Source organism: Rhizobium herbae, assembly GCF_019511375.1.
Lineage (GTDB): Bacteria > Pseudomonadota > Alphaproteobacteria > Rhizobiales > Rhizobiaceae > Pararhizobium > Pararhizobium herbae_A.
The window spans coordinates 1,204,567-1,223,674 of the sequence record NZ_JAEUAO010000002.1; the positions used below are offsets into that span (position 1 = coordinate 1,204,567).

Here is a 19,108-nt window from a genome sequence, read left to right on the forward strand (position 1 = left end):
CATTTCAGGGTATCCTCGATTGAAGCTGCGCTCTTGAGACCCAAAGGACAGGCCATGGCCCGCGTCACTGTTGAAGATTGCATCGACAAAGTCGATAACCGTTTCGAACTCGTCCTGCTGGCAAGCCATCGCGCCCGCCTGATCTCGCAGGGTGCGGCGATCACCGTCGATCGCGACAACGACAAGAACCCGGTCGTGGCTTTGCGCGAGATTGCTGAGGAGACGCTGTCTCCCGGCGACCTGAAGGAAGACCTGATCCACTCGCTGCAGAAACATGTCGAAGTGGACGAGCCCGAGCCCGATCCGGCCTCGATGCTCGGCGGCGACGCCGCTGCGGCCTTTGCCGAAACGGCTGAGGACGATGATCAGCCGGAGCCGATCACCTTCGACCGCATGTCGGAAGAAGAGCTACTGGCCGGCATCGAGGGCCTGGTTCCGCCGGAAAAAAGCGACGACTATTGAGCCTGTACGCCATCCGGCCTTCGCCGGATGCGACGCTCTGACGCAATGCCGCGTTTTCGTTCAGAAATCGCGTGCCGGTATTTGCAAAGCAGTGCGCCACTCCTATGATTGGCGCACTTTTTCTTTTCCGGATATCTCCTGGAGCCGCTAGCGGATGATGCGCCAATACGAGCTCGTTGAGCGCGTTCAGAAATACAAGCCCGATGTAAACGAAGCGCTGCTGAACAAGGCCTATGTTTACGCCATGCAGAAGCATGGCCAGCAGAAGCGGGCGAGCGGCGACCCCTATATTTCCCATCCGCTCGAAGTCGCTGCGATCCTCACCGAGATGCATCTCGATGAATCGACAATCGCGGTTGCGTTGCTGCACGACACGATCGAGGATACGACGGCGACACGCGCCGAGATCGACGACCTGTTCGGCGAGGATATCGGCGCGCTTGTCGAGGGGCTGACCAAGATCAAGAAGCTCGATCTGGTCACCAAAAAAGCCAAGCAGGCGGAAAACCTGCGCAAGCTGCTTCTGGCGATTTCCGACGACGTACGCGTGCTGCTGGTCAAGCTCGCCGACCGGCTGCACAATATGCGCACGCTTGACCACATGTCGGCGGAAAAGCGCGCCCGGATCTCCGAAGAGACGATGGATATCTACGCGCCGCTGGCCGGGCGCATGGGTATGCAGGACATGCGTGAGGAACTCGAGAACCTCTCCTTCCGCCATATCAATCCCGAAGCATTCGAGACGGTTACGCGCCGCCTTGGCGAATTGTCGGCGCGGAATGAAGGGTTGATCAAGAAGATCGAGGACGAACTTGGCGAGCTCATTCTCGCACGCGGTCTGGTGGGCGCTGTCGTCAAGGGACGGCAGAAGAAACCGTATTCCGTCTTCAAGAAGATGCAGTCGAAGTCGCTCTCCTTCGAGCAACTGTCCGACGTCTGGGGCTTCCGCATCATCGTTGCGGACATACCCGACTGCTACCGCGCACTCGGCATCGTCCATACGCGCTGGCGCGTCGTGCCGGGACGGTTCAAGGACTATATCTCGACGCCGAAGCAGAACGACTATCAGTCGATTCATACGACGATCGTCGGGCCATCCCGCCAGCGCATCGAACTGCAGATCCGCACGCGGCACATGCATGAGGTCGCCGAATACGGCATTGCCGCTCATACGCTTTACAAGGACAGCGTCGAGCCGGCCGGCGACACGAAGCTTTCGCCGAAGTCGAACGCCTATTCCTGGCTGCGCCGGACGATCGAGTCGCTGGCGGAAGGCGACAATCCGGAAGAGTTTCTCGAGCATACCAAGCTTGAACTCTTCCAGGACCAGGTCTTCTGTTTCACCCCGAAAGGGCAGCTGATCGCGCTGCCGCGCGGCGCAACACCGATCGACTTCGCCTATGCGGTGCATACCAATATCGGCGACACCTGCGTCGGCGCCAAGATCAACGGCCGCATCATGCCTTTGGTTACGCGGCTGACCAACGGTGACGAAGTCGAGATCGTCCGCTCCGGCATCCAGGTTCCGCCGCCGGCCTGGGAGGAAATCGTCGTCACCGGCAAGGCGCGGGCCGCCATCCGCCGCGCTACGCGTGCTGCGGTGCGCAAGCAATATTCAGGGCTAGGCTACCGCATTCTCGAACGCACCTTCGAGCGGGCGGGCAAGTCGTTTACCCGCGAGGCGATGAAGCCGGTCCTGCATCGTCTCGGCCACAAGGATATCGAGGACGCGATCGCATCCGTCGGTCGCGGCGAGCTTTCCTCGCTCGACGTGCTGCGCGCCGTGTTCCCAGATCATCAGGACGAGCGCGTTACGATAAAGCCGCAGGACGAGGGCTGGTTCAACATGCGCAGCGCCGCCGGCATGGTGTTCAAGCTGCCGAACCGGCCGAAGGACATGTTCGACATGCTCGAGGGCGAGGGGCCCGAAGCGCTGCCGATTCGCGGGCTCTCGGGCAATGCCGAAGTTCATTTCAGCGCCTCGGGTGCCGTGCCGGGGGACCGCATCGTCGGCATCATGGAAAGGGACAAGGGTATCACGATCTACCCGATCCAGTCGCCCAGCCTGCAGAAGTTCGATGACGAGCCGGAGCGCTGGATCGATGTGCGCTGGGACCTCGACGAAGCGAACAACACCCGCTTCATGGCGCGCATACAGATCAACGCGTTGAACGAACCGGGCACGCTTGCCGAGATCGCCCAGTCGATTGCCACCAGCGACATCAACATCCGCACCCTGTCGATGGGCCGGGTGGCTGCGGATTTCAGCGAGTTCCAGCTTGATCTCGAAGTATGGGATCTGCGCCAACTCAACCACCTGATCACGCAAATCCGTGAATTGCCCAGCGTTTCCACCGTCAAGCGCGTCTTCGAATGACGCGCTTTTACGGCGCTGCCGAACAGGAAAAACCTCGTCTCTTCCGCTCCTGAATGATCGGTTGTGCAAAGCGCTGCTTCGTGGGAACATGCCATCCTTCGCGGACGGAGGGTGCAATGCGTGTATTGCGGCGAGCACTGGCTTTCGGTGTTGTCCTGTGTTTGCCCGCGGATTTTTCGACTGCGGCAGATGCCAATCTTCAATTGTTTGGGCGCGATATCGGCAAGGAGAAGGCCTATGCCTGCTATGCCCGGACCTATACCAAGGCGCATCTCGCCAGTCATCCTGATCAGAATGTCCGCGACATGATGGTTTTCGTGGATAGCTACGAGGATGAAAGTGGTGCCGGCCGCCAGTATATTCTGGGCATGTCGGTGAATTTCCGCCAGTTGAAGCGGCCCTACAGCGCCTATGGCGGCTGCGCTGCCGGCACGGACGGGAAGCAGGCCCTGCACTGCGGCATCGATTGCGATGGCGGTACCATCGGTGTTCGCATCAAGGACAGGAATTCCATTCTTCTCGATATTCCCGATGGCGCGCGGGTCAGCGACGATCAGAGCGAGGAGGAATTGAGCGACCTTCCCGAGGGCGCCAAGTTCGGATCGGACGACAAGATTTTCCGCCTTGACCGCACGGCACTTTCCACCTGCCTGCCGCTTGCTATCGACGAGCAAACCAAAGCCGCTCTCCTCGCGGCGCATTGAGGGGGGCGTCATGTCGATCAAACGCCGGACTGTCTTCACGCGCGCTCTGACTGCGCCGCTTGCCGCGCTCTTTGCCGGACGCGTCGCGTCCGCTGCGACGGCATCGCCTGGCCCCGGGAGGCAGAAGGTGGTCTATCACCTTGCCGATACCGAGAAGGTGATGTTTGTGCTTGGCAATATCCGCAACCATATAGATGGCATGGGCGGCCCCCAGGCGGTGGATATCGTGCTGGTGGTGCACGGCCCGGCACTGACTCTTTTTCGCAAGATCAAGGCCAATCCCAAAACCGCCGCGCAGGTGGCCAGGATAAGCGGGGACGGGGTTCGCATGGCCGCCTGCGGCAATACGATGACGGCGCAGAACCTGCAGGTCGCCGATCTGCTGCCCGGCTTTGTCCGCGCCGACGAGGGCGGCGTCGTTCGTATCGCGAAGCTTCAGACCGAAGGCTACGTCTACATTCGACCGTGATCGGCGGCAGGTCAGCATAGTCGGACGGCAATTGCCCTCAAAATATGCAATTTCGGTGCGGAAGGGCGCGCGTCATGCGCCTGTTGCATGGCTGCCGCCTCTTTGTAGCTCTGGTGAATAAGCTCTGCCTCATCTATCTTCAGCATCGGGAGGTAAACGAAAAGAGGTTTACCATGTTTAAGCAACTGAAGAAAATCACTGGCGCCCTGCGCGTACCGTCCGTCGAAGAGCGCGAAATGAACTATCTCAATGGTTCGCTCGACCGGATCGATCTGGAATACCGTCAGCGTCAGGTTGACCGCGGCCTGTTCCGTAACTCCTTCTAAGTCATGCTGCCGTCCGGCTGCCTGCGGCTGCAGGCCGCCGGGACGTATGCGACAAACGCATGTCAGACTGGGCTCCTGCGCATGAGGTGCAGGCGCCGCGCACGCCGGGCGTGATCGCCTCTGCGGCAAATCGCGCTTGGCCGCGCCCGGAATGCCGATTTTCCCGTCGCCGCCATTGAACAGTCACATCCGCATCGTCTATCAGGACAGCATGTTGTTCAGACGCAAGAAGCCCGCAACCTTGTCGGGAAGGCTCCGTGAGTTTCTGTGGCCGCGAAAGGGCTTTTCCCGCGGCGTGCGGTACTTGTCGATGCGCGTGTTGCGGCTATCGTCCTCTCCGCATTCCATCGCCGTCGGCGTTGCTGCCGGGGCTGCGTCTTCGGCAACGCCGTTTATCGGCTTTCACATCCTCATCGCTCTTGCTGTTGCCTATCTCTTGTCGGGCAATCTGATCGCGGCCGGTATAGCGACCACGCTTGCCAACCCGCTGACCATTCCGGTCATTCTCGTCGCGACCTACGAGGTGGGCGTGGTGATGCTTGGTGCCGGCGGCAGTGGTGCGCTGACCGGGGAAGAGATTGTCCATAGGCTGAGCCATCTCGAGCTGGCGCATTTGTGGGAGCCTTTGCTCAGGCCGATGCTGATCGGCTCGGTGCCCATTGCAGCCGCAAGTGCTGCGGCTTTCTATGTTCTGACCTTCTACGCCGCCAAACTCTTCCAGTCCCGCCGCCAGGTCCGGCGGTCCGGCAAGGCACAGCATCCGGCGGGATCGGCAAACGGGCCTTGATTCTCACGAATTTTTAACTTGGCAGGCGGCTGTCCGTTTGCTCTTGTCCAGCGAGGCTCGCCTCCACTCCAGATAAGGTATTTTCGTTTCAATGATTATCGGCATCGGCAGTGACCTGATCGATATCAGGCGGATTGAAAACTCGCTCGAGCGTTTCGGCGAGCGGTTCAGCCAGCGCTGTTTTACCGGAATTGAAATCCGCAAATCCGAGGGCCGGAAAAACCGCGCCGAATCCTATGCCAAGCGGTTTGCGGCGAAGGAGGCCTGTGCCAAGGCGCTCGGAACGGGCATGGCGCAGGGCGTGTTCTGGAAGGACATGGGTGTCGTCAATCTTCCGGGCGGCAAGCCAACGATGCAACTGACCGGCGGTGCTGCCGAAAGGCTTGCGGCAATGCTGCCGGCCGGCCATCGCGGCGTCATCCACCTCACCATCACCGATGACTTCCCTCTGGCGCAGGCCTTCGTGATAATCGAAGCTCTGCCCGTTGCCCCGGATAAAGGAAGCGTTTAGAGCATGTCCACATGAAGCGGACCGAAAATGGGCGTGCGCAAATATCTGTCGAGCAACCTGCGTGAAATTACGTTCGCACACAGACCACAGGCAATATCTTCGTTCGACACGGACATGGTGCGAGCAATGATCAGATCAAGGAACGACGGCGTGGCAGAGAAAATAGAAAAGAAGCAGAGTGGCCTTTGGGAAAACGTCAAGGTCATTATCCAGGCGCTTCTCTTGGCTGTGGTGATCCGCACCGTCTTCTTCCAGCCGTTCACCATTCCCTCCGGTTCGATGATGCCGACGCTGCTTGTCGGCGACTACATCTTCGTCAACAAGTTCGCCTACGGCTATTCCAAATATTCCCTGCCGTTCGCGCCGGACCTGTTCAGCGGCCGGATTTTCGCCAGCGAGCCCAAGCGCGGTGATGTCGTAGTCTTCCGTTTCCCGCCGAACCCGGACATCGACTACATCAAGCGCCTGATCGGTCTGCCGGGCGACAGGATCCAGGTTCGCGACAGCATTCTCTACGTCAACGACAAGCCCGTTCCGCGTGTGCCGGACGGTGCCTTCCGCGCCGACGACCAATACGACACGGGCGCTGAGGTTCCGGTCTATCGCGAGACGCTGGACAACGGCGTGAGCTTTGACACGCTGGACCAGTTCCCGGATACGCGCGGCGACAACACCCGCGAGTTCATCGTTCCGGAAGGCCACTATTTCATGATGGGCGACAACCGCGACAACTCGGCCGACAGCCGTTTCGATGTCGGTTTCGTGCCCGCCCAGAACCTGGTCGGCCGCGCCAGCATGATCTTCTTCTCGCTCGGCCACGACACCTCGTTCCGCGAAGTGTGGAAGTGGCCGACGAACCTTCGCTACGACCGCCTTTTCAAGGCCGTCGAATGAGTAAGGGCCGTCCGCTGAACACGCAGGACCGGGAGCGCCTTGAAGCTGCGATCGGCTACAGCTTCGTTCAGAAGGAACGGCTCGACCGGGCGCTGACCCATGCCAGCGCCCGCAATGCCAAGGGCTCCAACTACGAACGGCTGGAATTCCTCGGCGACCGGGTCCTCGGGCTCTGTGTCGCCGAGTTGTTGTTCGACACGTTCAAGGAGGCGAGCGAAGGCGAGCTTTCCGTTCGTCTGAACCAGTTGGTCAGCGCCGAAAGTTGCGCGCTCATTGCCGATGCGCTGTCGCTGCATCTCTTCATCCGCACCGGTGCCGACGTCAAGAAACTCACCGGAAAACACATGCTGAATGTGCGGGCCGATGTGGTAGAGTCGCTGATCGCGGCGATCTATCTCGATGGCGGCCTGGAAGCGGCGCGGGGGTTCGTCCAGCGCCACTGGTCGGCGCGGGCAAGCCGGGTCGATGGTGCACGCCGCGATGCCAAGACCGAACTGCAGGAATGGGCACATGCCAAGTTCGGCGTGACGCCGAGCTACCGTATCGACGACCGGTCCGGACCGGATCACGATCCGCGTTTCACGGTGACGGTGGAGATACCAGGCATTGCGCCGGCAACCGGCATCGACCGCTCCAAGCGTGCCGCCGAACAGGTGGCGGCCACGAAGATCCTTGAGCGGGAAGGCGTCTGGAAGTCAGTGACGGCGCCTGATCTGTAGAGGAAAATCCTCCTGAAGATCAGGCAATCCTTTGATAGCATGCGATCCTGCGCGCCGTTGCGGCGCCCGGCGCACAATCGGAAATTACGGATACGATGAGCGAAGATACTGTAGAGACCGCCGCAGCCGAAGGCGCTGCCACCCGTTCCGGATTCGTGGCGCTGATCGGCGCCACGAATGCCGGCAAGTCCACGCTGGTCAACCGCCTGGTTGGCGCCAAGGTGTCGATCGTCAGCCACAAGGTACAGACGACGCGCGCCATCGTGCGTGGCATTGCCATCCACAAACAGGCGCAGATCGTCTTCATGGACACGCCAGGCATCTTCAAGCCCCGCCGCCGTCTCGACCGCGCGATGGTGACAACCGCCTGGGGCGGCGCCAAGGATGCCGACGCCATCATGATGCTGATCGACAGCGAGCGCGGGCTGAAAGGCGACGCCGAGACGATCCTTGAAGGCTTGAAGGAAGTCGAACAGCCGAAGATGCTGGTCCTCAACAAGATCGACCAGGTTTCGCGCGAAGACCTGCTGAAGCTCGCAGCCGCCGCCAACGAATATGTCGAATTCGAACGCACGTTCATGATTTCGGCGCTGAACGGCTCCGGTTGCGACGATGTGCTCGACTATCTCGCGATGAAGCTGCCTGAAGGTCCCTGGTACTATCCGGAGGATCAGATTTCCGATCTGCCGATGCGCCAGCTCGCTGCGGAAATCACCCGCGAGAAGCTCTTCCTGAGGCTGCACCAGGAACTCCCCTATTCCTCGCATGTCGAGACGGAGAAATGGGAAGAGCGCAAGGACGGCTCGGTGCGCATCGAGCAGGTGATCTATGTCGAGCGTGACAGCCAGAAGAAGATCGCGCTCGGCAAGAATGGCGAGGCGATCAAGGCGATCTCCATGGCCTCGCGCAAGGAACTCTCCGAAATCCTCGAACAGCCGGTCCACCTGTTCCTGTTCGTCAAGGTTCGCGAAAACTGGGGCGACGACCCCGAGCGCTTCCGCGAAATGGGACTGGAGTTCCCGAAGTAAAAAGAGGCGCTGGCAACGGCGCCTTTTTCCTGTCTCATATGGCCTTCAAGCCGACGCGCCGCTCGAGTTTCTCCGCATCTTCCTTGCGCTCGCTGTAGCGGTCGGTGAGGTAGCCGGAGATGTCGCGCGTCAGCAGTGTGAATTTCACCAGTTCCTCCGTCACGTCGACCACGCGATCGTAATAGGAGGACGGTTTCATCCGGCCATTCGCATCGAATTCCTGAAAGGCCTTGGCAACGGAGGACTGGTTGGGAATGGTGATCATCCGCATCCAGCGTCCGAGAATGCGCATCTGGTTGACGGCGTTGAAGCTTTGCGAACCGCCCGAGACCTGCATGACCGCAAGCGTGCGCCCCTGCGTCGGGCGGATCGAGCCGACCGAAAGCGGAATCCAGTCGATCTGGGCCTTCATGATGCCGCTCATGGCACCGTGCCGCTCCGGGCTCACCCAGACCTGGCCCTCCGACCATTGCGAGAGGTCCCTGAGTTCCTGCACCTTCGGATGGCCGGCTGGAGCTGCATCGGGCAGGGGCAGGCCCTCCGGATTGAAGAAGCGGACCTCCGCGCCGAAATGCGTAAGCAGGCGCCCGGCTTCCTCGGCCAGCAGGCGGCTGTAGGATACGGTTCGAAGCGAGCCATAAAGGATGAGAATGCGCGGCGGATGCGTCGAGAACGGCCGGCGCAGCGCCTCGCGGTCAGGCAGGCGCAGGTGCTGCTCGTGCGCTGCCGGCAGATCAGACAAGGCGCTTGCCCTCGGTATCGAGCACCTGTTCGCCATCCTCCTTGGCGAAGGGCCCCTTGTGTGTCTCCGGCAGGATATCGAGAACGACTTCGGACGGCCGGCAAAGCCGTGTGCCGATCGGCGTGATGACGAAGGGCCGATTGATCAGGATCGGATGCACCAGCATCGCGTCCAGAAGCGCGTCATCGTCAAGTGCGGGATCGGCAAGGCCGAGCTCGTCGAACGGCGTTCCCTTTTCGCGGATGGCCTCGCGCACACTGAGCCCGGCATCGGCGATCATCGCTTTCAATGCGTCGCGGCTTGGCGGGGTGCTTAGATATTCGATCACTGTGGGTTCGATGCCCGCATTGCGGATCATTGCGAGCGTGTTGCGGGAGGTGCCGCAATCGGGATTGTGATAGATGGTAACGGTCATGATGGCCTCGGATGTGGGTGGCTACGCGTTGGCGGAGGGCTGCCGCAGCAGCCAGTTCATCAGGGCAAGGGCGCAAAGAGCCCCCAGAATTTCCGCGAGGACGAAGCCCGGGAGATCGAGCGGGCGAATGCCCGAAAATGTGTTGGTCAGTGATCGCGCCATCGCCACGGCGGGATTGGCAAAGGAGGTGGACGCCGTGAACCAGTAGGCGGCGGTGATGTAGAGCCCGACCAGCCACGGCACGGTTTTCGGATCGGACCGGATGCCGCCGAGGATCACGGCGACAAGGCCGAACGTGGCCACGCCTTCCGAAAACCATTGTGCGCCTCCGGTTCGCACCTTCAGCGAGGCCTCGACCGGCGCCAGATCGAACATCAGATGCGCCGCGACCGTGCCGGCGATGCCGCCCAGGCATTGTGCGACGACGTACAATGCCAGCTCACGCCGGGGCAATTGGCGTTTCAGCGCGAAAACCAGTGAGACGGCCGGGTTGAAATGCGCACCGGAGATCGGCCCGAAGATGGTGATCAGCGCCACCAGGATGGCGCCGGTCGCGAGCGTGTTGCCGAGCAGGGACAGCGCGACATCATCCGTCAACGTATCGGCCATGATGCCCGATCCGACCACGGTCGCGACCAGCAGGCAGGTTCCGAGCGCTTCGGCAAAGACGCGGCGTTGCAAGTTGAATGCGGACATCACCCTGCCTTCGCCGGGCTGATCGTTGCCCCTTCCATGGCGCCGATCTGGCGTAGGTGCGTTTCCATTGCCAGCTTGTCGATCGAGCTGTGTGGCAGGGCGAGAAACGCCATGATGCGGTTTTTCAGGAACCGTGCGGCCTGCGAGAAGGCGCGCTCCTTCTCGAACTCGCTGCCTTCCACGGCTGCAGGATCCTCGACGCCCCAATGCGCCGTCATCGGGTGTCCGAGCCAGACAGGGCAGGCTTCACCGGCCGCGCTGTCGCAAACCGTAAAGATAAAATCCATCTGCGGCGCTCCGTCGGCGGCAAAGACGTCCCAGCTCTTGGAACTGAGGCCGGTGGACGGATAGCCAAGCGCGCGCAGTTCTCTCAGGGCGAGCGGATGAACGGTCCCCTTCGGATAGCTGCCGGCCGAATAGGCCTTGAAGCGGCCTTTACCTTCGGCATTCAGAATAGCCTCGGCGAGAATGGAACGGGCTGAGTTTCCGGTGCACAGGAAGAGCACGTTGTATATTCGGTCAGGCATTGGCTTTTTCCTTTGGACTACAGCAGGGGACGAGGTCCGCAATCAGCGGCGCGCAGAGATCCGGATGGCCGGCGCAGCAATCCTTGAGAAGAAACGTCACGACAGCGCGCAGGCTGTCGAGGCTGGCGCGGTAGACGATGGACCGGCTTTGCCGCTCCGCCGTGATGAGGCCCGCCCGCTGAAGGGTCGCCAGATGCGTCGACATGGTGTTGTGCGGAATGCCAAGCAGCCGGGCGATTTCCCCAGCGGGCAGGCCACCGGGTTCGCGGGAGACGAGCAGCCGGAAGGCATCCAGGCGAGTGCCCTGGGCGAGAGCTGCAAAAGCATTGACGGCGTTTTTATTGTCCATATGTCGAGAAATACCGACATATGCACTCCGCGTCAAGACGGAGCCGCCAGTCCGGCGCTCTGTGTCGATCGTCGAACAGTCTGTCGAGCAAACACCGCCTTGTCGCGCCTGCCCGCGCATGGGTATGCAGAACAAAATGAAGCGCCCGGCGTTTCGGATCAAAGAGGACAGCCACGATGCCGCAACTGGTCGATGGAAAATGGGAAACGGGCGATGTCGCTGCCAGCGAGATGAAGGACGGCGCCTTTCATCGCGAACCCACCCGCTTCCACAACTGGATCACGGCCGACGCCACGCCGGGACCCGATGGCCAGCCGGCGCTTTCCGCCGAAGCTGGGCGCTACCAGTTGTTCGTCGCCTTCATCTGCCCCTGGGCGTCGCGCACGCTGATGATGCGCAACCTGAAAGGCCTGCAGGAGGTTGTGTCCGTGTCCATCGCCGAGCCGGAGCTCGGCGAAAACGGCTGGACCTATGCCGAGCCGCAGGACGCCGGCCCGCACGTCCCGAAGATTCGCTATCAGCACGAGCTCTACACGGCATCCGACCCGCATTATACCGGCAAGGTCTCCGTCCCGGTACTTTGGGACCGGAAGGAAGGCCGCATCGTCAACAACGAATCCGCCGATATCATTCGTATCCTCAACACGGCCTTCAATCATCTGACGGGCAACAGGCTCGATTTCTACCCGGAGACGCTGCGCCGGGAAATCGACCGCTGGAACGCGCCGATCTATGAGAAAGTCAACAACGGCGTCTACCGGGCCGGTTTCGCCAAGACGCAATCTGCCTATGAGGAGGCCGTGACGAGCCTCTTTGACATGCTCGATACGATCGAAGCGCACCTCTCGCAGAGCCGCTACATTGCCGGCGTCCACTTCACCGAGGCCGATATCCGCCTGTTCGTGACACTGATCCGCTTCGATTGCGCCTATCACGGCGCTTTCAAATGCAATCTGCGGCGGCTGGAGGATTATCCGAACCTGTCGAACTATTTGCGGGAGATTTACCAGTGGCCGGGCATCCGCGACACGGTGCGGATCGATCACATCAAGCGGGGCTATTATTCTCTCGTTCATATCAATCCGACGAAGATCGTGCCGCTCGGCCCCTTGCTTGATCTCGATCGGCCGCACGACAGGGCTCGTCTCGACGGTCGCGGTGTGGTTACCCTTTGATTTCCTTTGCTTACTAAGAAAATAAATTGCCCATGGACTTGCCGCGGCCATTGCGAAAAGGCGAAACCGCGCTAGTTTATACCCGTTCTGATGGATAAGGTTCGCGATCGGGAGCGCCCAGACGATCTGCTTGGCATGCCGACTGGCGGTGTCACGACAGCTTCCAGCCCGGCTTGTTTCCGGCGGCGCCAATGGCGTTCCAGCTCCGGTTTCCCGTCCCCGGATTTTCCGGCGACACGCGAGACCGACACCCCGTGAATATCCAGCGGAACGATCCGATGGGCTGTGGTCGAGGTCTGGAATGAGCACGACATTTCTGAAGCTGCTTCGCCGGCTGGTTCAAAAAGGCAATCTGCGCATTGCCCTTTCTTCTGGAGAGCAGGCTGTCCTGGGTGATGGCTCCGGCGAGCCTGTTGCACTGCGGATGATCGATGAAGAGGCCGAAAAGGCGATCCTGCGCGATCCGGGCCTGAAATTCGGCGAGATGTATGTCGACGGGCGCGTCGTCATCGATGAAGGCAACATTTTCGACGTCATTTCGATGATGAAGGCCAATGGGCTCGAACGGGCAGCAACCGTCAGCAACACGGTCACCGCCCTTCTGCATGTCGCCGAGCAGCAGGTCAAAAGCCGCCTTCCGGTCAATCGCAACAGGCACAATGTCGCCCATCACTACGATCTCGATGGCAAGCTGTTCGATCTGTTTCTCGATCAGGATTGGCAATACTCCTGCGCTTATTTCGATCCGCCCGACATCAGCCTCGATGAGGCGCAGACGGCGAAGAAGCGCCACATCGCCGCAAAGCTGCTGCTGGAACCGGGCCAAAGCGTGCTGGATGTCGGCTCCGGCTGGGGCGGCATGGCGATGTATCTTGCCGAATCTTCGGGCGTCGAGGTCACCGGCATCACGCTCAGTGAGGAGCAATTGAAGGTTTCCCGCGGGCGGGCGGCAAAGCGCGGGCTCGCCGGCCGCGTTCGCTTCGAATTGCAGGACTATCGGACCATGGCGAACCAAAAGTTCGACCGCATCGTCTCCGTTGGCATGTTCGAGCATGTCGGCATGGCCAATTACGGCAATTTCTTCAGCAAGATGGCAGAGCTCCTTGCGCCAAAGGGGGTGATGCTCCTGCATTCGATCGGCCAGGCGGAAAAACCTTGGGCGACCAACCCCTGGATCGAGAAATACATCTTTCCCGGCGGCTATATGCCGGCCCTGTCGGAGGTCGTGCCGGCAGTCGAGAAGGCGCGGCTGATGATCAAGGATATCGAGATCCTGCCGATGCATTATGCCCGGACGCTGCGGGCCTGGCGCGACCGCTTCACGGCGCGCAAGGAGGAGGCGATCCGGCTCTATGACGAGCGCTTCTTCCGCATGTGGGAGTTCTATCTGGCGGCGTCCGAAACGGCCTTCATCTACGACAAGCTGCTGATCTTCCAGCTCCAGCTTTCGCGCGAGCAGGACGCAGTGCCTTATACCCGCAACTATATCGGCGAGCGCGAGGCGGCGCTGCGCGAGTTCGAAAAGACGCGTCCGCCGCTGGAGCCGGTCGAGTTCTGAGCCGCCTGCGGGGCAGGGGACGGCCTCATCCTTCTGTGGACGCCTGCTGGCTGGTGACCGCCTTCACTTGGCCTTGATCGCATGTGCCTCTATGGTCCCTGCCACCTCATCAGATCACGGAATGCCATGCCCCTGCCATCAAAGCCCATTGCCGTTCTCATCGCCCAGGAAATCAAGGCCGCGCCTGCGCAGGTGATTGCAGCCATCGAGTTGCTTGACGAGGGCGCCACCGTTCCGTTCATCGCCCGTTATCGCAAGGAGGTGACCGGCGGCCTGGACGACACGCAATTGCGTGATCTGGCCGAACGTCTCGTCTATCTGCGCGAACTGGAAGCCCGCCGCATCTCGATCCTCGATTCGATCCGCAGTCAGGACAAGCTGACGGAAGAGCTGGAAGCCAAGATCGCCGCCGTCACGACGAAGGCGGAACTGGAAGATATCTACCTGCCCTACAAGCCGAAGCGGCGAACCAAGGCGGAAATCGCCCGCGAGCGCGGACTGGGGCCGCTGGCGCAGGCTATTCTGGCCGACCGCTCCGTCGCGCCGCCAGACCGCGCATCGGCCTTCATCACGGCGGAAGTGCCGGACGTCAAGACGGCACTCGATGGTGCCCGCGACATCATTGCCGAGGGGATCACCGAAAATGCCGACCTGCTCGGCCGCCTGCGCGCCCATATGCGGCAGGTCGCGTTTTTGCGCGCCAAGGTGGTCGACGGCAAGCAGGAGGCGGGCGCCAAATTCTCCGACTATTTCGATCACTCCGAACGCTGGGCAACCGTTGCCGGCCACCGGGCGCTTGCCATGTTGCGCGGCTGGAACGAGGAGTTCCTCTCCGTCGATATTGTTGTCGATCAGGACGACACCTCGCCGGTCAAGCCGGTCGAGCGTATCATCGCCACCGCCTACAACGTCGGCGGCACGCTGCCGGGCGACAAGTGGCTGATGGAAGTGATCGGCTGGACCTGGCGCGTCAAGCTGTCGATGTCGCTGTCGCTCGATCTGATGCGCGAAATGCGTGAACGGGCGGAAGAGGAGGCGATCCATGTCTTCGCCCGCAATCTGAAGGATCTGCTGCTTGCTGCTCCCGCCGGTTCGCGCGCGACGATGGGCCTCGATCCCGGTATCCGCACAGGCGTCAAGGTCGCAGTCGTCGACGGCACCGGCAAGCTGCTAGAGACGACGACCGTCTATCCGTTCCCGCCGAAGAACGACATTCGCGGCGCCCAGGCAGAGCTCGCGAGCCTCGTGCGCAAACATGCGATCGAACTGATCGCCATCGGCAACGGCACGGGCAGCCGCGAGACGGAACGCCTCGTCGCCGACATGCTCGGCCAGCTGCCGGCGGGACCGAAGCCCACCAAGGTCATCGTCTCGGAGGCCGGCGCTTCGGTCTATTCTGCCTCGCAAGCGGCCGCTGACGAATTCCCGGGCCTCGATGTGTCCCTGCGCGGGGCCGTCTCGATTGCCCGCCGCCTGCAGGATCCGCTGGCCGAACTGGTGAAGATCGAGCCGAAATCGATCGGCGTCGGCCAATATCAGCACGATGTCGACCAGAGCCGTCTGAGCCGCTCGCTCGACGCCGTCGTCGAAGATGCGGTGAACGCAGTCGGCGTCGATCTGAATACCGCTTCGGCGCCGCTGCTTGCCCGTGTCTCCGGTCTCGGCAAATCGTCTGCCGAGGCGATCGTTGCCCACCGCGATGCGACCGGCCCCTTCGAGAGCCGCAGGGAACTGATGAAGGTGCCGCGGCTCGGCGCCCGCACCTTTGAGCAATGCGCCGGTTTCCTGCGCATCCCCAATGGCAAGGAGCCGCTGGATGCATCCTCCGTGCATCCGGAAGCCTATGGCGTGGCGAAGAAGATCGTCGCCGCCTGCGGTCGCGATGTGCGCGCCATCATGGGCGACAGCGCCATCCTGAAAAGCCTCGACCCGCGCGCCTTCGTCGACGAGCGCTTCGGCCTGCCGACGGTCAAGGATATTCTCGCCGAACTTGAAAAGCCCGGCCGCGACCCGCGCCCAAGCTTCAAGACCGCGACCTTTGCCGATGGCATCGACGACATCAAGGACCTGAAGCCCGGCATGCTGCTGGAAGGCACCGTCACCAATGTCGCAGCCTTTGGCGCCTTCGTCGATATCGGCGTTCACCAGGACGGGCTGGTCCACGTTTCCCAGCTCGCCGACCGCTTCGTCAAGGATCCGCATGAGGTGGTCAAGGCCGGCGATGTCGTCAAGGTGCGCGTTACCGAGGTCGATGTCCCCCGCAAGCGCATCGGACTAACCATGCGCAAGGACGGCGCCGCAGAGCAAGGCGGCCGCGAGGCGAGAGGCGACGCAAAGGCAGATCACCAGGGCCGCCAGCACCAGGCCCGTGCGCCGCAGCCGAAGCCGCAGGCCCCGTCGCAGGGCGCTTTCGGCGCTGCGCTGGCTGAGGCCATGAAACGCAAATGACGGGTTGAGGCGCCCGCGGCTGCTGCCTGCATAATTCGGATGGAAATTATGCAGCATGCCGAGCGCCCCTTTGCGCGACAGGTTCGACGCGCGGCGCGTAGGGGCAGCAGCCGGGCAGCGCTTTATCGCGCCGGTACAAGCGATAGCGTGGTGGTGACTCCATCCGGTGGAACGAGGCCGCGCCAGCTTATCCGCACCGCTTCCACCTTTATCCCGAAAGCCGGGGAATGCCAGCCGCCTTCGCCGATGTCGCCACCCGCCTTAATGGCAATGTCCCCGGGCGCCTTGAAGGACAGGATCGCAATCGTTTCCCCGCCTTTCGAAATCAGGACGGCGCCGTCCTTCAGCTGCGCGTGCCATTCGGGCGCCAGTTGGAAGACGATCTCCGCCTCCAGGCCAACGGTGCCGGTCAGCTCGTCACGGATCGCGAAGCCCGCCGGCGTCGAAGACAGGGTGCGGCGATGCTCGGCACCAAACCTTTTCCGATAGCCATCGTGGCTTGCAACGACCGACCAGTTTTCTCCGCCGGTCGCGCTTTCCAATGTGGTGGCGGCTTTGTGCGACCAGTTGAAGGAGCCAGACATCGTGCTCTGGTCGGCGCCGCCGATGTTGAGCGTGTTGTGGGCACGGGTGCCACGGAACCAGTCCCGCCACTCGCCGCCGGCGTGGTAGAGGTAGGTGCCAGGATCGACGAACAGCGGCGCGCCATCGATGCTGACGATTATCGACAGCGCATCGGCATGGCCATGGGCGGCGATCGAGAGATAGCCGAGCGGCGCATGATCGAACACGATGCTAAGTTCACGGCGGGCCTTGCCTTCGCGGATGATCGTATAGCCGCCATCGGCAAACGTGCGCAATCCTGACGGCAAAGCGCCGCCGGTCGTAGCGGAGCCGAAAAGCGCGTCACGCAGATCGTATTCCGGCGGTCGCGGCCCCACCGGTGGCTTGCCCAGATGGCCGGTAACCGCTGCTGCGACCGAGGCAGCATAGGCGGGTTCATGTCGCGCCAGCGTAATGACGCGGCCCTCGTCGTCGTCGCAGATGCTGGGAATGCGGCCGTCAGCATTGGAAAGCCAGGCGATATATTCGGCAAACTGCATCAGCCGCGCATCAACCTTCGGGCCGAGCGGCTGACCGCTTTGCCTCGCGACCAGGCTGCAGAGCAGGACGAATTCTACCGTGAAGGCGCCATAGGTCGGTGACTGTTCGGCGCCGACGCCGTCGGCGAGGATCTGCTTCGACACTTCCCGGGCGAGCAGGCGGCGCATCTTGTCCTCGAGCTTCTTGGCCTGCGGCAGTTCCGGCATGGCGCGGGCGATGAGGAACTCGCCGGCGACTTCCGCGACGAGATGGTTGTTGGCCGACGAAAAGCGCGACGGATAACGCGACATCCACACCTGATGCGCATGCAGGATCGCGCGGATCTGCGCGGTGCATGCAGGCGAAAGCGACGATCCGCAGAAGCTCGCAACGATGAGCAGGCTGATGGCGCGCAAGGAAAGCTCGATGCCTGAATTCCAGCCGAGGCCGCGAAACGGCGGATTGGCATGATACCAGCTTGCAATCGCGCTCTCGATGAACGCCAGCGCTTCGCGGTCTCCGGTCAGGCATGCATGCGCCGCCACCGGCTGCAGGAACTGCAGGCGGTTGAATTCCCAGGCATATTTGATGTCGCCGAGCTTGCGCTCGTGGCGATAGGGAATGTCGAAGCAATATTTGTCCGCTCCCGGCCAGAGCCCGCCGGTAACGGGATCGAGCCGCCACACCTCCGGCGGAAACTGGTTTGACAGGTCGCGCCGCGGCCAGGCGACGCCGAGCGCCTCGAAATGACCCGACAGGATGAACCGGGCGGCATCGCCAATCTCCTTCCTGAGCGGCTCCGATGCCCCGGCAAGGATTTTCGCAAGGCCCGGCAGCACCGGCATCGGACCCGGCAGAACATACCGCTTCGACCCTTCGAGCCGCCCGCGCGCCCGTGTCTTCTTCGCCTTTTCCCCAACCCGGTGAACGATCTCAGCCGGGCTCATGGCGCGAAGCCGGTTTATGTACCAGGAGAAGGACACGGCTAGTTGCTTCCTTGTTTCAGGATGCTCGCCAGCACATCATAGCCAGATCGGCTCAAATGCAGGTTGTCCTTGCTGAAGTTCGCGCATACGTCGGGAAAATAGGTTGGAAACCATTCTTGCAACTGATTGGTTCCCCTCATTTCACATGTGATCATATCGTCGAAACCGCTCACGGCGCGAACATAGTTGCTGTGAGATGGTATCGTTTCGATAAAGGCGTTGACCTCCTGGCGGTCAGTCTCAAAGTCGTTGAAGATTTGGCCACGCGGTGGAATTGTAAACATGTAGATGATGGCCTGCGGCCAAATTTCATGCAGCTTTTCGACTGTTTTCGCCAGGCCTGCCATGATGGCGCAGGGCTTGGAGCGTGCCTTGAGATTGTTGGTGCCAAGGATCATCACGATCGCTTTGGGGGAAATCTTGGAAACAGGCATCTGTTCCAGACCCCAGAGGGCGTTTTGAATGAGATCGCCGCCAACACCGAGGTTGCCGGCTTTGCTGCCCGGAAAAATTGATCTGACCGATTCCTCGGGCCACCCTTCGGCCAGGGAGTCGCCAAAAAGGACGACCTCGGCCTTTGCTGGGAATCGCGCCATCATCACATCGAAGCGCTGATATGTCGGCACCCATTGCGGTGGGGCGGGTGTCGTCACGATGCGTGTTTCGTAGATGTCGCAATCATCTGCCGCACGGCCAGGCTGATGGCCAAGGAAAAGACATGCAATTGCTGTCACCAAGATATGGATGGCATGACTTGATCGCCAGAGTGAGGGACGGGATTGTAAAACAGGCATTGGTCTCTCCAGCGATCACAAATTCAATAGGTCAGAATCAGAAATCAGGGTGATGGGC

General features: G+C 61.4%; 20 protein-coding genes. 13 read left to right on the plus strand and 7 right to left on the minus strand.

Annotated features, from left to right (window positions below; translation table 11 throughout):
* Positions 1-54: 54 nt before the first annotated feature.
* The 10 genes from rpoZ to era all read left to right on the plus strand — a co-directional run bounded on the left by rpoZ (position 55) and on the right by era (position 8,277).
* Positions 55-462 (plus strand): DNA-directed RNA polymerase subunit omega, encoded by a 408-nt coding sequence (gene rpoZ / locus JNB71_RS13060; protein ID WP_220372175.1) that lies wholly within the window; start codon positions 55-57, stop codon positions 460-462.
* Positions 463-616: 154 nt separating this feature from the next.
* Positions 617-2,839 carry a RelA/SpoT family protein gene (locus tag JNB71_RS13065; RefSeq protein WP_220372176.1) on the plus strand — a complete coding sequence of 741 codons (2,223 nt, stop codon included), beginning with the start codon at positions 617-619 and terminating at the stop codon, positions 2,837-2,839.
* A gap of 116 nt (positions 2,840-2,955) precedes the next feature.
* Positions 2,956-3,543: a hypothetical protein gene (locus tag JNB71_RS13070; RefSeq protein ID WP_220372177.1), complete on the plus strand. Its 588-nt coding sequence runs from the start codon at positions 2,956-2,958 to the stop codon at positions 3,541-3,543.
* Between the two features lie 10 nt (positions 3,544-3,553).
* Entirely contained in the window at positions 3,554-4,012 is a 459-nt protein-coding gene (locus JNB71_RS13075) for a DsrE family protein (RefSeq protein WP_220372178.1), read from the plus strand.
* A 173-nt stretch (positions 4,013-4,185) separates the two neighbouring features.
* Entirely contained in the window at positions 4,186-4,338 is a 153-nt protein-coding gene (locus JNB71_RS13080; RefSeq protein ID WP_083926077.1) for a DUF3563 domain-containing protein, read from the plus strand.
* Between the two features lie 151 nt (positions 4,339-4,489).
* The gene (locus tag JNB71_RS13085; RefSeq protein ID WP_220372179.1) at positions 4,490-5,125 is read left to right on the plus strand and encodes a DUF2062 domain-containing protein; all 636 of its coding nucleotides are present in this window, start codon (positions 4,490-4,492) and stop codon (positions 5,123-5,125) included.
* Between the two features lie 91 nt (positions 5,126-5,216).
* Positions 5,217-5,636, plus strand: coding sequence for a holo-ACP synthase (acpS, locus tag JNB71_RS13090; RefSeq protein ID WP_220372180.1), 420 nt, complete (start codon positions 5,217-5,219; stop codon positions 5,634-5,636).
* 150 nt (positions 5,637-5,786) lie between these two features.
* Positions 5,787-6,530, plus strand: coding sequence for a signal peptidase I (gene lepB, locus JNB71_RS13095; protein WP_026204027.1), 744 nt, complete (start codon positions 5,787-5,789; stop codon positions 6,528-6,530).
* Complete coding sequence (gene rnc, locus JNB71_RS13100; RefSeq protein WP_220372181.1) at positions 6,527-7,249, plus strand: ribonuclease III; 723 nt, start codon at positions 6,527-6,529, stop codon at positions 7,247-7,249. Before lepB ends, rnc begins: the two co-directional genes overlap by 4 nt.
* 95 nt (positions 7,250-7,344) lie before the next feature.
* Complete coding sequence (gene era, locus JNB71_RS13105; RefSeq protein ID WP_220372182.1) at positions 7,345-8,277, plus strand: GTPase Era; 933 nt, start codon at positions 7,345-7,347, stop codon at positions 8,275-8,277.
* Between the two features lie 34 nt (positions 8,278-8,311).
* Here era and arsH read toward each other — a convergent pair whose 3' ends face one another.
* From arsH to JNB71_RS13130, 5 genes are read right to left on the minus strand one after another with little or no spacing between them, the layout of a single operon-like run.
* Complete coding sequence (arsH, locus tag JNB71_RS13110; protein WP_346657264.1) at positions 8,312-9,037, minus strand: arsenical resistance protein ArsH; 726 nt, start codon at positions 9,035-9,037, stop codon at positions 8,312-8,314.
* Positions 9,012-9,434: an arsenate reductase (glutaredoxin) gene (arsC, locus tag JNB71_RS13115; protein WP_220372184.1), complete on the minus strand. Its 423-nt coding sequence runs from the start codon at positions 9,432-9,434 to the stop codon at positions 9,012-9,014. The genes arsH and arsC overlap by 26 nt, the downstream gene beginning before the upstream one ends.
* Positions 9,435-9,455: 21 nt before the next feature.
* The gene (locus JNB71_RS13120) at positions 9,456-10,130 is read right to left on the minus strand and encodes an MIP/aquaporin family protein (RefSeq protein ID WP_220372185.1); all 675 of its coding nucleotides are present in this window, start codon (positions 10,128-10,130) and stop codon (positions 9,456-9,458) included.
* Complete coding sequence (locus tag JNB71_RS13125; protein WP_220372186.1) at positions 10,130-10,657, minus strand: arsenate reductase ArsC; 528 nt, start codon at positions 10,655-10,657, stop codon at positions 10,130-10,132. Before JNB71_RS13125 ends, JNB71_RS13120 begins: the two co-directional genes overlap by 1 nt.
* Positions 10,650-11,006: an ArsR/SmtB family transcription factor gene (locus JNB71_RS13130; RefSeq protein ID WP_220372187.1), complete on the minus strand. Its 357-nt coding sequence runs from the start codon at positions 11,004-11,006 to the stop codon at positions 10,650-10,652. Before JNB71_RS13130 ends, JNB71_RS13125 begins: the two co-directional genes overlap by 8 nt.
* Before the next feature lie 176 nt (positions 11,007-11,182).
* On the opposite strand from JNB71_RS13130, the gene JNB71_RS13135 reads away from it, so the two are divergent.
* From JNB71_RS13135 to JNB71_RS13145, 3 genes are all read left to right on the plus strand, one after another.
* Complete coding sequence (locus JNB71_RS13135; protein WP_220372188.1) at positions 11,183-12,181, plus strand: glutathione S-transferase family protein; 999 nt, start codon at positions 11,183-11,185, stop codon at positions 12,179-12,181.
* Positions 12,182-12,482: 301 nt separating this feature from the next.
* On the plus strand, positions 12,483-13,739 hold the full coding sequence (locus JNB71_RS13140; protein ID WP_220372189.1) for an SAM-dependent methyltransferase: 1,257 nt from the start codon (positions 12,483-12,485) through the stop codon (positions 13,737-13,739).
* Between the two features lie 126 nt (positions 13,740-13,865).
* Positions 13,866-16,187 (plus strand): Tex family protein, encoded by a 2,322-nt coding sequence (locus JNB71_RS13145; protein WP_220372190.1) that lies wholly within the window; start codon positions 13,866-13,868, stop codon positions 16,185-16,187.
* Between the two features lie 122 nt (positions 16,188-16,309).
* On the opposite strand, the gene JNB71_RS13150 is transcribed toward JNB71_RS13145, so the two are convergent.
* Entirely contained in the window at positions 16,310-18,217 is a 1,908-nt protein-coding gene (locus JNB71_RS13150) for a heparinase II/III family protein (RefSeq protein ID WP_222857253.1), read from the minus strand.
* Positions 18,218-18,255: 38 nt separating this feature from the next.
* On the minus strand, positions 18,256-19,050 hold the full coding sequence (locus JNB71_RS13155) for a GDSL-type esterase/lipase family protein (RefSeq protein WP_220372192.1): 795 nt from the start codon (positions 19,048-19,050) through the stop codon (positions 18,256-18,258).
* Positions 19,051-19,108 lie beyond the last annotated feature (58 nt).